The 14,460-nt window shown below is 62.3% G+C and carries 15 protein-coding genes; 6 read left to right on the top strand and 9 right to left on the bottom strand.

The genetic code is table 11. From position 1 onward, the window contains the following. Window positions 1–98: 98 nt before the first annotated feature. From creD to ABAC460_RS45720, 3 genes are all read right to left on the bottom strand, one after another. A complete protein-coding gene (gene creD / locus ABAC460_RS45710) occupies window positions 99–1,526 on the bottom strand; it encodes a cell envelope integrity protein CreD (protein WP_023455592.1) in 1,428 nt (475 codons plus the stop codon). Between the two features lie 129 nt (window positions 1,527–1,655). Then, window positions 1,656–2,324 (bottom strand): response regulator transcription factor, encoded by a 669-nt coding sequence (locus ABAC460_RS45715; protein ID WP_023455593.1) that lies wholly within the window; start codon window positions 2,322–2,324, stop codon window positions 1,656–1,658. Next, window positions 2,321–4,504: a sensor histidine kinase gene (locus ABAC460_RS45720; RefSeq protein WP_031237470.1), complete on the bottom strand. Its 2,184-nt coding sequence runs from the start codon at window positions 4,502–4,504 to the stop codon at window positions 2,321–2,323. Before ABAC460_RS45720 ends, ABAC460_RS45715 begins: the two co-directional genes overlap by 4 nt. A gap of 183 nt (window positions 4,505–4,687) precedes the next feature. On the opposite strand from ABAC460_RS45720, the gene ABAC460_RS45725 reads away from it, so the two are divergent. The 5 genes from ABAC460_RS45725 to ABAC460_RS45740 all read left to right on the top strand — a co-directional run bounded on the left by ABAC460_RS45725 (window position 4,688) and on the right by ABAC460_RS45740 (window position 9,621). After that, window positions 4,688–6,136 carry a tetratricopeptide repeat protein gene (locus tag ABAC460_RS45725; RefSeq protein ID WP_023455595.1) on the top strand — a complete coding sequence of 483 codons (1,449 nt, stop codon included), beginning with the start codon at window positions 4,688–4,690 and terminating at the stop codon, window positions 6,134–6,136. Between the two features lie 81 nt (window positions 6,137–6,217). Further along, window positions 6,218–7,063 (top strand): tetratricopeptide repeat protein, encoded by an 846-nt coding sequence (locus ABAC460_RS48670; protein ID WP_023455596.1) that lies wholly within the window; start codon window positions 6,218–6,220, stop codon window positions 7,061–7,063. 17 nt (window positions 7,064–7,080) lie between these two features. Further along, window positions 7,081–7,800 (top strand): hypothetical protein, encoded by a 720-nt coding sequence (locus tag ABAC460_RS45730; protein ID WP_155914754.1) that lies wholly within the window; start codon window positions 7,081–7,083, stop codon window positions 7,798–7,800. A gap of 113 nt (window positions 7,801–7,913) precedes the next feature. Beyond that, window positions 7,914–8,576 (top strand): hypothetical protein, encoded by a 663-nt coding sequence (locus tag ABAC460_RS45735; protein WP_023455598.1) that lies wholly within the window; start codon window positions 7,914–7,916, stop codon window positions 8,574–8,576. Window positions 8,577–8,583: 7 nt separating this feature from the next. After that, entirely contained in the window at window positions 8,584–9,621 is a 1,038-nt protein-coding gene (locus tag ABAC460_RS45740; protein ID WP_023455599.1) for a hypothetical protein, read from the top strand. Between the two features lie 288 nt (window positions 9,622–9,909). Here ABAC460_RS45740 and ABAC460_RS45745 read toward each other — a convergent pair whose 3' ends face one another. Then, window positions 9,910–10,431, bottom strand: a complete 522-nt coding sequence (locus ABAC460_RS45745; protein WP_023455600.1) for a GNAT family N-acetyltransferase — start codon at window positions 10,429–10,431, stop codon at window positions 9,910–9,912. Window positions 10,432–10,537: 106 nt separating this feature from the next. Here ABAC460_RS45745 and ABAC460_RS45750 point away from each other — a divergent pair, with 106 nt between their 5' ends. Next, window positions 10,538–11,554 (top strand): hypothetical protein, encoded by a 1,017-nt coding sequence (locus ABAC460_RS45750; protein WP_023455601.1) that lies wholly within the window; start codon window positions 10,538–10,540, stop codon window positions 11,552–11,554. Between the two features lie 12 nt (window positions 11,555–11,566). On the opposite strand, the gene ABAC460_RS45755 is transcribed toward ABAC460_RS45750, so the two are convergent. The 5 genes from ABAC460_RS45755 to ABAC460_RS45775 all read right to left on the bottom strand — a co-directional run bounded on the left by ABAC460_RS45755 (window position 11,567) and on the right by ABAC460_RS45775 (window position 14,430). After that, a complete protein-coding gene (locus tag ABAC460_RS45755; protein ID WP_023455602.1) occupies window positions 11,567–11,977 on the bottom strand; it encodes an SRPBCC family protein in 411 nt (136 codons plus the stop codon). A 67-nt stretch (window positions 11,978–12,044) separates the two neighbouring features. Then, on the bottom strand, window positions 12,045–12,461 hold the full coding sequence (locus tag ABAC460_RS45760; RefSeq protein WP_023455603.1) for a DUF1801 domain-containing protein: 417 nt from the start codon (window positions 12,459–12,461) through the stop codon (window positions 12,045–12,047). Continuing rightward, entirely contained in the window at window positions 12,458–12,784 is a 327-nt protein-coding gene (locus ABAC460_RS45765) for an ArsR/SmtB family transcription factor (protein WP_023455604.1), read from the bottom strand. The genes ABAC460_RS45760 and ABAC460_RS45765 overlap by 4 nt, the downstream gene beginning before the upstream one ends. A 93-nt stretch (window positions 12,785–12,877) precedes the next feature. Beyond that, entirely contained in the window at window positions 12,878–13,522 is a 645-nt protein-coding gene (locus ABAC460_RS45770) for a 2-dehydro-3-deoxy-6-phosphogalactonate aldolase (protein ID WP_023455605.1), read from the bottom strand. Further along, window positions 13,519–14,430: a 2-dehydro-3-deoxygalactonokinase gene (locus ABAC460_RS45775; RefSeq protein ID WP_023455606.1), complete on the bottom strand. Its 912-nt coding sequence runs from the start codon at window positions 14,428–14,430 to the stop codon at window positions 13,519–13,521. Before ABAC460_RS45775 ends, ABAC460_RS45770 begins: the two co-directional genes overlap by 4 nt. Window positions 14,431–14,460: the final 30 nt, after the last annotated feature.

Here is a 14,460-nt window from a genome sequence, read left to right on the forward strand (position 1 = left end):
CCAAATAGGAAGCGCCGACACGACTAAACTGAAGCCGTCCAGAGGCGTCTTCGGGCAGATGCGGCAGCTGCCGGGAGGACAGCTGCCGCACGGCTTCGTTATCGCTGCGCCGGTTGCGGCGTGCCGTACCAGTTGACGTTGCGGGTCAGGACCATCACCGTGGCGATGACCAGGAAGGCACAGACCGCGCCGATCAGCAGGGCATAGTCCTCCATCCGCATGAGGGTGTAGATCATGCCGTACAGCAGGCTGAATACCCCCAGTGCCGCCAATCCCCGCAGCAGGCTTTTGAACACCATGCCGGCATAGGCCGAGATCAGGCCGACAGTCGCGGCGGCGGCCACGGCAAAGGCGGCGTCGAAACCGATGCGTTCGGCAAACGACAGCAGCAGAAGGTAGAAGGTGAGCTGGGCCAGGCCGACCAGGATATATTGCGCCGGGTGAAGCTCACGACGGCTGGTGCTTTCGAAGACGAAATAGGTGAGGAACACCAGGCCGACGAACAGCAGGGCGTATTTCAGCGACCGGCCGACATTCTGGTAGGGATTGGTGTTTTCGACGAAGGCTACCGACAGTTCCGACTTGCCCAGGCTGGCCAGGTTGTCGAAGCCGATGACGGCAGGCAGGCCGCGCGCCACGAAGGGCACCGACCATGACGCCTTGAAACCGGACTTGAGGTCCGTCTCGCCCTTGTTCAGCGGCGTGTCGCCGGTATGGGGCCAGGCGCGTTCGGATGGCAGGAAGCCGCCGCCGAAGGACGGCGTGTTCCAGTCACCGGCGATCGTCACTTTCGACGACTTGGCATAGGCGAGGATGCCGATCTTTTCCGCGCCCGTGAAACCCATGTCGAGCGTGATATCGTGCGGCTGGCTGGGGTCGAGGCCGGGCAGGGGCGTTGAAAACAGGTCCAGCCGCGACGAGCCCTGATCGCTGGCGACGGCCTGGCTGCCTTCGGTGGCCGGCGCCAGGGTGACGGCCGTGCCATCGATGGTGGCGACGATGTCCTTGCGGGCGCCGCGGGAATCCGAAGCGCCGGACAGAAGTTGCGCCCGGCTCCAGTCCAGGGCGCCGCCACTGGGGGCAGTGACGCCGCTCAGGTCGAAGTGGGCCTTGAAGTTCAGATCGGTGGTGAAGATGGGGACGCGGAACAGCGACCGGGACCGGACTTCGCTCTTGCTGGTGGCTGTGGCTTCGCCGGTGACCGGAAAAACGATCAGGCTGGAGGTCGTCGCCGGGACCACGGTTTTGTTGCCCTGGCCGTCGGTATCGATACGGGCGGGGAGCGTGTAGGGGACCGAGATCACCGGACCGAGGAAGGTCTGGGGGCCGCCCATCAGCCCGCCGATTTCGTTGGTGACCTGTTCGGCGCGATGGGTGCGGTCCAGCAGCAGCAGGAAGACGCCGCCGGCCGGAATCGACATCAGAACGGCCAGAATACAGACGATCAGCAGCTTGGTGCCCTTGCTGCGGCTGATCAGGCCGCGGTGGGGCGATGAGGTCTCAGGTGGTGGGATGGATTGGGACATGGGTTCCCTCAAGGTGTCCGGCAAAAACCCGGTCACGTCGCCGGGCGTCGCGACGGTATCATGTATTGAACATTGTTCAATATTAAAATGAACATTGTTCAAATTTCTGTGTCGTAATCCGTTCCACTTTCAGCGGGGCTGAGCCAGCCCCCGTTTCACCGCATGCAGGGTGGCTTCGGCCCGTGTCGAGATGTTGAGCTTCTGGTAGATAATCTTGACGTAGCCGGCGACGGTCGAATGGGTGAGTCCCAGGTGCCTGGCGGCCTCGGCCACGGTCAGTCCCCGCGCCAGAAGCGCCAGGGTTTCGGTTTCACGGCCGGTCAGGGCCACTTCCTGGGGTGCCTTGAGTGTCTGGTTACGGAAGTGGTCCATCAGGCGCAGGGCGATCGACGGTGACAGGGGCGGTTCGCCCTGTCCGATGCGGCGCAGGTAATGGACGATCATTTCGGGCTCCTGATGCTTCACCAGATAGCCGCGGGCGCCGGCCGAGAGGGCGTCGAACAGGTGGCCGTCGTCGTCGTACATGCTGGAAACGACGCAGGTCACCGCCGGGTAACGGGCGGTGATCTCCTCGATAAGCTCGATCCCCGAGCCGTCCGGAAGCCCCAGGTCGACGATGGCCAGGGTAAACCGGGCAAGCCGGCCCGCGGTCAGTTCGTTCAGCCACAGCCTGGCGGCCTTGAGGCTGGCGGTGCAGTCGACCTCCAACCCTTCAAACGCCGCCGTCAGGGCGCGCGTCATCCGCGCCTGGTTCGCCGGTTGGTCTTCGATCACAAGGCACAGGCCATCAGGCGTCATCGGGATAGGCTTTCCGAAACGGGAGGGGAGGATGACAGCGGAATATCAAACGCAACAACCGCGCCGTGGCTGCCGGGTTCCGCATTGCTGAAGCGCACGCCGCCACCGGATTGGGATACCCGATCGGCAATGCTTCGCAGGCCCTGTCCGCCGGCCGAACCGTCCAGGACGTCCGCAGGAAAACCCTTGCCGTCGTCGGCGATACGGCACTGCAAAAGGTTGCCCGTCAGCACCAGACGCACCGAAACCTGTCCGGCACCGGAATGTTTGATGCCGTTGGTGATCGCTTCGCGCATGGCGGATGACACAGCCTTCTTGTCCAGAGCGTTTATCTGAAAAAGCGGCGCGTCCTGCGGCCACAACGGCCAATCGAGCGCGATATTCGCCACCTCCAGGCGCCGGACGGCTTCATGGCGCATTTCCGCCACCATCCGGTCCAGCGGCGCGCTTTCGGTGATCATGGCCGAGGCAATGTCGCGAATTTCGTTCAGGGCTTCGTAGAAAAAGGGCCGCGACACGTCGTCGGCGACACTCAGACCCGACACCAGCTTGGCGCCGACATCGTCGTGCAGGTTCTGGGCCAGGCGGTGGCGCTGCTCGGCGGCGCCACGTTCATAGGCCGTCAGACCCTGCATGGCCTCGCGCGACAAACGCATGATCTGGTTGAGCAGGTCGAGATGCCGTGGCGAGAACAGGCCCCGTCCGTCCTGCGGAAAGGAGAGTTTGAGGGCAGGGACGTCCATCAGACCCGGGACGTGCAGGTGCAGACCGTCGGCTTCGATAAAGGCGGTGCTGACCTGTACCGGCGCGGGCGTCATCACCTGGGGCGCGAACAGTGTCTGCAACAGGGCCTGCCACTTGGTCTGACGCAGGGCGGCCTGCGGGGCGAAGGCCATGTCCATGACTATGCGTAGCATCTCGCTGTCGCTGAGGGCCTTGTGGCGCAGAAACCGGCGCCACAGAAGGTCGCGCAGGGGCAGGTAACCCAGGCCGATGGCGACCAGGGCCAGGGGCAGGGCGACGCCCTGGGTCATGCCCAGCAGATAGATAAGTCCGGCATCCAGCGCGATGAACAAGGCCGCGGCGACGGCATAAAAGAAGATCCGGAAGGCCCAGTCGCGGACTTCGAACAGGCGGAACCGCGCCACGCCGATGGCAATGCCGGCATACATGACCAGAAAGCTGATGAAGACGTAGCTGCCGGGCATGGTCTGGATCTGGCCCTGAACGATATAGGCGCCCATCACCAGGCACCACAGACCTGTACCGACGAAGACGGCCAGGCCCAGCCACAGCAGGGAAGCCTGGGCGTTCGGGTCCCTGCGGGCCTTGAAGCACTGAACGGCGATCAGAACCGTCACCAGCCCCATAACGGCGAAACAGAAAACGAAGATGGCGTCGGTTCCGCCCAGCAGCCGCAGATAGTCCAGAGCCGACACCACCAGGCTGATGGCCATGACGGTCCACAGTACCCTGGTCGATACCAGAGGTTTGGGAAAAACCAGAAATAATGAAATCAGCGACATGCCGAAAATCGTCGTGCCCAGATGGTTGGCGTCCAGGACGCCGGCGACAAGTTGCGACGATGCGGCAATGGGCTGGGAATAGCCGACGGTGGCGGCAGTGGCGGCGATCAGCATGCCAAGACCGTTGAGGGCGAGAACCTGCGTCACGCTTTCATCAGGCTTCAGGCACCACACCCATCCCCCGATCAGGAAGGCGGCCAGCCCGACGACCAGAGGACTCCAGAAGCCTTCTCCCAGCGTGGACAGATCGATCTTTCGCACCTTAACCGCGACTTCGCTCACCTGGCCGGAGGCTTGGCGGACGCCGGCCATGACGACCGGACTATCCATGATGGCGACGATCCTGTCCTGACGTGCCAGATGGGCATCGTAGGCTTCGTACTTGCCGATGCCGTCGATTTGCAAGGTCAGGTCGGAGGGCAACAGGACCAGGCCTTGGGCCTGGTCTGGCCGGCGCAGGCTGACGACGGTTTGCCCAGCCTGTCCCGGCACTTCGAATTGCAGGGTTTCGCCCTGGCGGACGATGCCTTCCAGATGTTTATGTTGAAGCGACAGGCCGAAACTGAGGCAAGCCGCGGCGATGGCAACGGCCAGGATCAGGTACATGCGCCATGCCGAAGCGTCGGTCACCCGGCGCAGTACGCGAATATGCAAAATATACAGCCCTGTTGAAATCGGTGACGCATTATGAGAGGCGCGTCGCAATCGTCGTCAGACCATAGCCGCATCCCTGACATCTGGCCAATTTTATTCGAAGCCGCCCCCTCTGTTCAGAGGGTGACGCCGGCCGGACCCCACCCTAACGTCGTTATTTTCGTTACTATCCGAAAGCAGGACATGGCGCGCGCATCGAAGACCATCACCGGGGTCGCCCTGATCGCGGCTTTAAGCCTGGCTGCAGCGCCGGCCTGGGCCGACTGGAATCAGAACCACGATGAGGCCAATCGCCAGCGGGCCATGAACGACATGCGGGCCACCCAGGCCGCCAACGACCGCCGCAGCAACGACGCAGCGATGGCCAGGCAGCGTGACGTCGACCGAAGCTCCAGCAGCGGCTCATCGTCGTCGGGATCGGGCAGTTCCAGTTCAGGCTCCGCCACCTCATCCATCTACAACGGCGGCGGAAGCAGTACCAACTCCGGCCCGCAATCCGTCGTCGCCACCTACTATGTCCGCGAAACCGACGAGCAGGTGGTTGCCCGCATCGTAAAACAGGCCGGGCAGGGCGATGTGGAATCGCAATATAAGGCCGGCGTCTTTTATTACACCGGCGTCGGCATAGGCCGCGACGATGTCAAGGCGCGCCAATGGTTCGGTGAAGCGGCCCGCCAGGGCCACGCCATTTCCGCCGGCCAGTACGGCTACATGCTGCACTATGGCAAGGGTGGTCCGGTCGATGACGCCCAGGCCCTGGCCTATACCCGCCAGGCGGCCGAGAAAGGCGATGTGTTCGGGCAGTCGATGTATGCCCTGTTCGTGCTGATGGCCGACTATCAATCCGGCGCCCGCCAGGATATGACGCAAGCGGTTGGTTTCGCTGTCCGGGCGGCCGATGCCGGCGACGCGCCTGCCCAGGCGCTGCTCGGGACGACGGTCTATTTCTTTGGCGCCACCGGCGTAGCGCCGGACAATCCCAAAGCCTTGAAATACCTTGAAATGGCCGTGGCCCAGGACAATGCCATGGCCATGCAACAGTTGGGCAAATGGTATTATTTCGGCTGGGACGGCGTCGTTCGCGATGAAATCCGTGGCGCGAAGCTTATTCAGCAGGCCGCCACGCTTGGCGACGCCTCCGCCATGACGCAACTGGGCAAGTTTTATCTGACCGGGATCGGCGGCGTCGGCCAGGACGATGTCAAGGGCGTAGACCTGATCAAACGCGCCGCCGAATTGAACGACGCCGAGGCCATGGCGACCCTCGGCCTGATCTATCTCAACGGCATGGCTGGCCAATCCAGGAACGAAGCCGAGGCGCTGCGGCTCGTCAAGGCCTCGGCCGAATACGGTGATCCTTCCGGCATGTCGTTATATGCTGGGGTGCTTTACGACGGACTTATCACGCCGAAGGACATGCCCAAGGTCATCGCCTATGCCGGCCGCGCAGCCGAGGCCGGCGATGGCGATGCCCAGGTGATGCTGGGCAAGCTCTACTATTTCGGTGACGGTGTCGAAAAGGACATCGTCCAGGCGACGCGCTGGTTCAAGCGCGCCGCCGATCAGGGTCATGCCGAAGGCGTGGCCATCATGCAGGAACCCGATATCGCCGCCGTGGCCAGAACGCTTTAAGCCCGCCCTCAGGAAACCCCACCATGCCCTCCGCCCTGAAAATCCTCGCCGCGGTTTTGCCTGGCTCTGCCGTTCTTTGCCGTGCCGGTCCTGGCCGACGTCGGCAAACCGGTCTATGTCGCCTGCTGGGCGCATCAAACCGACAAGAACCGCGTCATGTGGACCCGTCCGTTCGTCGCCAATGACAACGAAATCAGTGCCGCGAAGGAACAGTTCGCCGGCTATATCGTCAATGCCGGCTATGTGAAGAGCCTGTCCGTCGTCAGCACGAGCTGCGTTTGGAACAAGAAGTCTGAAAAGACGGTCGCCGACATCAATCGCATCAAGGCTTCCTTCAACTACTCGACGGATATCGGCGTCAATTTCATCTACAAGCCGTTTTCCGAGGTCTCAGCGGGTAAGCAACTGCATGTCCAGTGTGAGGTGCACAAGACGGCGGCCAGTTGCACCGCCTACGGCCTCGCCTTCGAACAGGGCAATCGCGGCCAGGACAAGGACGATACCCAAGCCGCAGCCTACTACCAGATGGGCTGCGGCATGGGCGATCCGGTCGGCTGCCGTAACCTGGCTATATTGTACGCGGAGGGCCGCGGCGTTCCGGTCGACCACGCGGCGGCGCGCCGCTTTTATGAAAAGGCGTGCAATGGTGGCGAGGCTTTGAGCTGCTACAATCTCGGTGTGGCGCATGCCACCGGTACCGGCGGGCCGACGGATGTGGCTCAGGGGCTCGCCTTTTACCAGAAGGCGTGCGACCTGAAATTTGCCAATGGCTGCAACAATCTGGGCTGGCACTATGAGACCGGCACGGGCATTGCGGCGGACCGGGCGAAGGGCCTGAAGTTCTACGGCCAGGCCTGCGATCTCGGAAGCACCGTGGGCTGCAACAACCTTGCGTTGCTGAAATCCCAAAATCCTGACCTGTCATAGCCCCGGAGGGGACCATCGTGCGCCACCTGTCAAAACCCATTGTGATGTCCATCGCGACGTTACTCGTAGCGGCCCAACCGGTTGCCGCCCAGGACAAGGCCCTGTACGAGCAGGTCAAGGTGCACGGCACCGCCGCGGACAATAGTCTACGCGCCGCGGATATGGCTGAAAAACAGGGCGACTTCAAAACGGCCTGTGAAGGGTTCAAAACGGCCGAAGCTGAAAGCAAACAGGCCCTGGTCGTCTTCCAGGCGTTTTCCGACAGCTTTCCGACCTGGCCCGAGGACAAGCGCGCCGGGGCCAAAGCCAAGTTCGATAAGCTGGCCGGTGTTGCCTCCACCAAGCGTACAAGCGCTTGTCAGGCCGCGGACTTCGACGCCCGCTTTCAGACCAAGCTGGCGCCGATTGTTGCCCAACTCGACCGATCGATCGCCTATGAAACCGAGGCCGATGCCGACTTCGCGCGCGGTGATGCCGATGGAGCCATAAGCGGCTATTGGGCGGCCATGATCATTCTGCCGGATCTGGTTCTGACGCCTCTGCGCGAGCTTACGGCCGCGAGTATCGGCGCCACTGGCAAGCAGCCGGTCCATAATGCGCGCCTGACCGCTTTGGTCGATCAGTCCATAGCCCAGTCTTCCGACCTTCAGGCCAAAATCAAGACTACCTGCCTGACCTGGCCGAACAATTTCCGCGGTCTACCCTATAATGGCGTTTGCGAAGCCATGACCAAATAGCGCGGTTTTCATTCGGCCTAACTGAATTTGTAACGGTGTTACAGCGATGGGGTCATGCCAAAAGTGTGTACCGACCCAGCCCAAATTTTATGGCGAAAACAACGAGGAACTCCATGTCAGCCCTGCTCAGCAACCGCCGCACGCTTCTGCTCTCCACCCTGGCCGGGGCGGCGATCGCTCCGCTGGCCGGCACAGCTCAGGCCCTCAGCCCCGAAGTCGTCCCGCCGGTGACCGCCTGGATGTCATGGCAGGGCGGCGTCGATCTGGTGGCGGTGACCGACGCATCGCTCACCCAGCCGAATGTCATTCTCCACGTGGCGCGCATGGTTCAAACGCCCATCGGTTCGTCGGCATCCGGGATGGTCTTCTATCAGCCCAATCCGGCTGAGCCGCCCGTCGTCATGGGTTTCGTTTCAGGCGACCCGAAGGTCGGGGCCTATTTCGGGCCAAAGGTTTTCAAGGGCACGCCTTTTGAAACGGCACCGGTTTTGAAGGCCAGGATCGTCATCGATGAAACCGGGGCGCCAGGTACGGTACGTTCCAAAATCACTGTCGGCAAGCATGTCTTCGAAGTTACCCTGGCCGGACTGACGCCTCTGGCTCAGATCAATCGCCCGGTCGGCGCTTTGCCCTTCACCCAGCAGGGCCTGGAGGCTGCCGCCACCGACGTCACATTGAAGGTGAATGGAAAGCCCGTCACCGTCATCGTCCCACCAGTCGGCATGTCGGGCGGTCCCGCCGCGGTCTGGTCGCCGGCCGGTCACTACGCGCGATAGAGGGCACATGCTTTACCTCGCCGCCCGCCGCCTTTTTCGTCTGCCGTTGCTTGTCCTGGCCGGCCTGTTGACTTTGGTGCTCTTTGTGCCAGCGGCTCAGGCAAAGCCGGGTGCTCGCGATCTTCAAGACATTGCCATCAAGGCACTCAATGATGAATCGCTCTACTGGGCGGAAGCGGACAAGCTTACGGCCAAACGCAAGCTGAAGGAGGCCTGCGTCTGGTACAGCCGCACCAACAGATCCATGATGATTGCTGACTACGCGATCAGCGAGTATTTGCTGCTGCCCGACGTCCCTGGAAAGCCGGTCTTCCAAGACGGCCTCAACAATTTGCGCGGGCGGCGCCCAGACCTGCAGGGCCGTCTCACGGCGGCCTGTGGCAACACGGCCCGGGGCATGGCCTATAATGCGATGCTATCCGAAGACAAGGCCTTCAACGGTAACAAACTGGCGGCATTGCCCGGTGAGCGCGCTACCTTCACGTCCGACGCCTGGCAGGCCGATTTCAAAATCCGCGATGCCAGCGGCTATGCCCAAAGCCAGGGCTATATCGTGGCGTGTGAGCAATATGGCGAGGCCGCCAAGGCGTACGACGCATTGATCGCGAATGTCATGGCCTATGGTGCGCAGCATCCTGAATTCGACCCGATCATCGTCGCAGCTTTTGCGCACGAGATGGCTCAGGAACGGGCTATCGCGGTCAAGGGAGCTCAGGACGTCTGCGGTCGCGACGGTTTCGGCGAGCAGATTACCGTGGCGATGAAAAGCATTCAGGAAGATGTCGAAGAGGGTGAAGCGGCCTTAAGAGAAGGGGACAGGTTGCTCAATGCCGGCGAACGCGAAAAAGCCTGCGGCGTTTTTGTCGGAACCAGACCCCTGGTGAATCGTATGCTCGACAATGTGATCTATTGGAATGAGCGGATTCCCGGCCACGAAAGCCATCCGCAATACCACGGGTTTGTCGCCTTGTCGGCACGTGCCGAGGCGTTGACGGACGCACTGCTTCCCCGGTTGACCGGACTTTGCAAACGCAGCGACAGTTGAACTCTGCTGCCAACGGAGGATGGCATGTCGCTGTAGAGGCGATCCGCGCTGATTGTCTTTGAGACAAACCCGCAATATGCTTTTTATCAAGGTTTACCGTCTGAATCCTGTCGATCTGCTCGACACCTGTCCGTAACGCCGGCTCCAAAAATGAAAAGGCCACAGTCTTATGAACGACACCCAGGGCTACCATGTCGGATAGTCTTTTCGTTCCGGTTTCGACATTCGATGCCGGACCGATCTCCTCGGGTGAGTTTGCCAGCCTGTGCCCGGCCAGCGCGAACTGCCTCAGCCTGGCGATCGCCGCAGGATAAATTCGTCGTCCAGGGTTTCGCCGACCGGGAACTTGTATTCGCCGACCCGCTGGAAGCCATGGGCGGCATAGAAGGCCTGGGCGCGGTGGTTGCCGCTCCATACGCCCAGCCATTGCGGCGCATCGCCATAGGTGGCGGCCATCCAGTCCAGCGCGGTTTCCAGAAGGCGCTTGCCCAGGCCCTGGCCCTGGTGCGAGGCGCGGACATAGATGCGCTTCAGTTCGCCATGGCGTGCGCGGTCGGCCTCGGCATGGGGCAGGGTCACCGGGCCGCAATGCAGGTAGCCGGCTGTTCGGCCCTGCGCATCGACGGCCATGCGCCAGAACTGGGCCGTATCGCCGGTTTCCGCCAACAAGGACGCCGGATTGTAGGATTGCGTCAGAAAGGTCTCCAGGTCGCGCGGCGAATAGAGATGGCCGAAGGTTTCATCGAAACAGTCGGCGGCCAGGGCCGACAGGGCGGCAATGTGGGCGGGGGCGACGGGAATAAGCTGCATGCCGGGCTAAATACCGTCTGCAAAGCGCCCCGTCCATGCCTCAGATGGCTTTTCAAAGGCAGGGCGATCCTGTAGGCTTGCCGCGAACTTTACCTGGGGGTTTCCTGTGCACTTCAAGCGATTTATCGCGTCAGCGGCCGTGTCCGCCGCGCTCGTCAGCCTGCCGGTTATGGCCAATGCCGCCGAACCGTACGTGATCAAACCGTCGTTCCCGGACAATTTCAAGATGAAGATCACCGTGGTATCGGACGACGTCGAAGATACTATGGGCGAGGTCAAGAAGACCCACCTCGACATGGGCGCTTCGGCCGAGCTCAACCGCAGCGGCGACGGGTACAAGGGCACCTACCGTATCGAGACCTTCGACATGAAGATCGTCGGGGCCGACGGCAAGTCGCAGATTTCGGCGATGGAAACGGCGATGGCGTCCAGCCTGATCAAGTCGATCGGTGTCGCCAAGGTGACCATGAACAGCAACCTGGAGCCGGTGTCGGTCGATAATATCGAGGACATCAAGGCGTCGATGAAATCGCTCCTCACCGCCGGTTCGGACGGTGACGAGGGGACGCTGCTCTACAATATGCTGATCGCCAACCAGACGCCGGAAACGGCCGCCAACCTGATCCGGCAGAGCAACAAGGCGGTCAGCTTCTACAATATTCCCCTGACCCTGGGGCAGCCCGTCGAGCTGCCGCCGGCGACGCTGGACTTCCTGGGTTCCACCCTGAAGACGCGCACGACCATGACGCTCAAAAGCTGGGAAGCGGGCAAGACGGCGCGCCTGAGCTACGTCATGAACCCGACCGAGGAAGATCTCAACGCCTTTATGTCGGTGATGATGAAGGGGATGGCGTCGCAGCTCAGCCAGGGTGAAGAGGCTGAGAATGTCGAAATCATGAACCGCATCGCCGACAACATGACCATGACTATGGTCGAGGATTGCGAGATTGACGTCGATCTGGTCAATCCGATCAACTACACCTCGACCTGCGACACCGACATCGTCATGTCGATCGACCTGCTGAAGATCATGCAGGTGGAGTCCCCCCCGGAAGGCACACCTGCGGTGATGTCGTTCAAGCAGAGTTCGCATAAGGTCAGCGACACGCGCGTCGTGCCCTGACCTTGCTGCGGGTTATTCCGGCCGGTCGAGAACGGCCTGGAGCTGATCGAAGAAGCGCTGCCAGCCCATGCGGGCGCCGCCATAGGCCTGCTTCTGGTCGGCCTTGAAGCCGGCCTGTTCCATGCGCAGGTGGGTGCCTTCGGCCGATGGCGTCAGGGTCCAGGTGACCGTGCTTTCCAGGCCGTAGGCGTCCCAGGTGTAGGCCAGGACGCGGTTGGGCTCGACTTCCAGAACGCGGCAATCGACGGCGCCCCAGTCGGCGGTGAAGCGGAAGCTGTGGTCGACCTTGGGCTGGAAGTCGCTTTTCATCAGCCATTCCTGGATCAGGTGCGGCTGGGTGAGGGCGCGCCAGATCTTGTCGGGTGCAAAGGCGAGGTCGCGTTCGACGACGACGGAACGGGTTTCGGTCGCGGTATCGGTCATGGCATGATCCTTTATCTGACGCCTCATGTTTATCCAAAAAGTGGCGTCCACTTTTTGGCATGAGGCTCTAAAATCGTTCGCCGGGCAGCCGGCTGGCCTGTTGCACCCAATCGCTGAATTGAGCTTCGTCGAAGGGTTTGTCTTCGTAGATGTCGAGATAGCGAACGGTCTTCTGTTTGGAGGTGCCAGGCGGTACGGGCTCCAGCGATGTGCCGTCGGGAAAGGAAACCTTCACGTACTTGGTCAGGCAGTGAAAGCCCAGGAACCATGTGCGCTCGTCGATGCCGTAGAAGGGCGTGTTCCATTTGACGGCCTTATGGACGCCGGGAACCGCCTGCACGATCAGGGCGTCGAGCTTTTCGCCGATCGCGCGTTTCCAGCCCGGCATGGCGGCGATGTAGGCCTGGACCGGCGCATCGCCGTAACCCTTGGCGATCTGCGGATTGCCGCCGGAGAGCAGGACAGGGTCTTTGGGCTCGGTCATTGGTCCATCCTTTTCAGCAGGTCTTCCAGGTCGTCGAAGCGGTTCTCCCAGAAACCGGCCATGTCGCGGGTCCAGTCGACCAGCGGGGTCAGGGCCTGTTTCTGCGCGCTGTAATGGGTGTGGCGGCCTTCCGGGCGGTCGCGCACCAGCCCGGCCTGTTTCAGCATCGCCAGGTGACGCGACACCACGGGCTGCGACACACCCGCATGTTCGGTCAGTACGCCGACCGTCGTCTCACCGTCGCGGCACAGGCGCTCGAAAATGGCGCGCCGCGTCGGATCGGCCAGGGTGCGGAAAAGAAGGTCGTGGGTGTCCGGCGTCATAACTCATGCCTGGTTGGCTATGAATTATCGTATAGCTGAACAGCTATGAGTTTGTCAAACAAAAAGGGCGCCGTTTCCGGCGCCCTTGCAGTCTCAGGCTTTGAGCGTCGCCCAGGCGTCGGTGAAGGCCTTGGCCTTGGCGTAGACGATGTCGGGCGTGTCGCCGGGCTTATAGACCGACGAACCGATGCCGAAACCGGCGGCGCCGGCATCCATGTACTCTTTCATATTGCCGGGTTCGACCCCGCCGACCGGGAAGACCGGCATGGCCTTGGGCAAGACGGCTTTCAGCGCCTTCAGCCCCTTGGTGCCGGCCAGTTCCGCGGGGAACAGCTTCAGCGCATCGGCGCCGGCGTCGGCCGCCGAAAAGGCTTCGGTGGCGGTAAAGAAGGCCGGGAAGGAGATCAGGCCAAGCGCCTTGGCGCGGCGGATGACGTCGGGGTTGGCGTTGGGCGAGATGCAGATCTGGCCGCCGACGCCAGCCAGTGTGTCGACATCCTCGACCTTCAGCACGGTGCCGGCGCCGACGATGGCGCGGTCGCCGAAGGCTTCGGCGAGCAAGCGGATCGACTCGAACGGATCGGGCGAGTTCAGCGGCACTTCCAGCACCTTGAAGCCGGCCTCGATCAGCTTTTCGCCGACAGCGACGGCTTCGGCGGGTTTCAGGCCGCGCAGGATAGCGACCAGGGGCAGGGTGGCCAGGGCGTCCTGCCAGCGGGCGGAGAGTTCAGGGGTCATATCAGGCGTCCGGCTTGAGCAATGGCCCACAGGCCGGCGGCGGCGGCTTCGTCGCCGTGAACGCGGGTGACGTCGGTGAAGCCTGTGTGTTTCAGGGCGCGCTCATACAGGCCGATCAGGCTGCCGTCGCCGATCAGGGTGACGGGGCGGACGCCATGGCGCAGGCTTTCGGCGCGGATTTCCGAACCGATCAGCAGGCCCGACAGGTAGGAGGACAGGCTTTCCGGCTTGATGTGCCCGAACAGGCCCTCGGTGCGGACCGAGAAGACCAGCGACAGGAAGGACTTGTCGTTCAGGGCGCGGTCGACGCCCAACTTGAAGGCGTCATCGTCGTCGACATCGTCCTCCATCAGGTCACCCAGGATGGAGTGGCGCTTCAGCACCTGGAACATTTCGCCGGTCATGTAGGACGAGAAGCCGGTGATCCGGCCAGCTTCGGCCGAAGCCCACTTGCAGTGGGTACCGGGCAGGACGAACACGCCTTCGCCCGTCTTGGCCGCGACGCCGAAAATCTGGGTTTCCTCGCCGCGCATGACATTGATCAGGCCGGGATGATCGGCATCGCCCGACAGGCCGGGGACGATCTTGACGCGCAGCTTGTCGGCAGGCGCGTCGACCAGGCCGGCGACGACATCGTCGAGACCGGCGGGGCAGGCGACATAGGGCGCTTCCTGCCAGCCCTGGCGCGAACCGACCATGCCCGAGAGCAGGATCGGCAGGTCCGGGCGGGCGAAGTCTTCCTTCATGACCGAGGTCAAGGCTTGCTCGAACGACAGGACGCCCAGGTTCTTCAGGCCGATATTGGCGGTGTGGCGGGCGATGACCTCGCCGTCAGCCGAGAACAGGAACAGGCGGAAATTGGTGGTGCCCCAATCGGCGGCAAGCAGGGCGGGCGGTTCGGCGGACATGATATGAATCTCTTTTAAGTGACGGGCCGG

It is taken from the genome of Asticcacaulis sp. AC460 (genome assembly GCF_000495795.1).
Classification (GTDB): domain Bacteria; phylum Pseudomonadota; class Alphaproteobacteria; order Caulobacterales; family Caulobacteraceae; genus Asticcacaulis.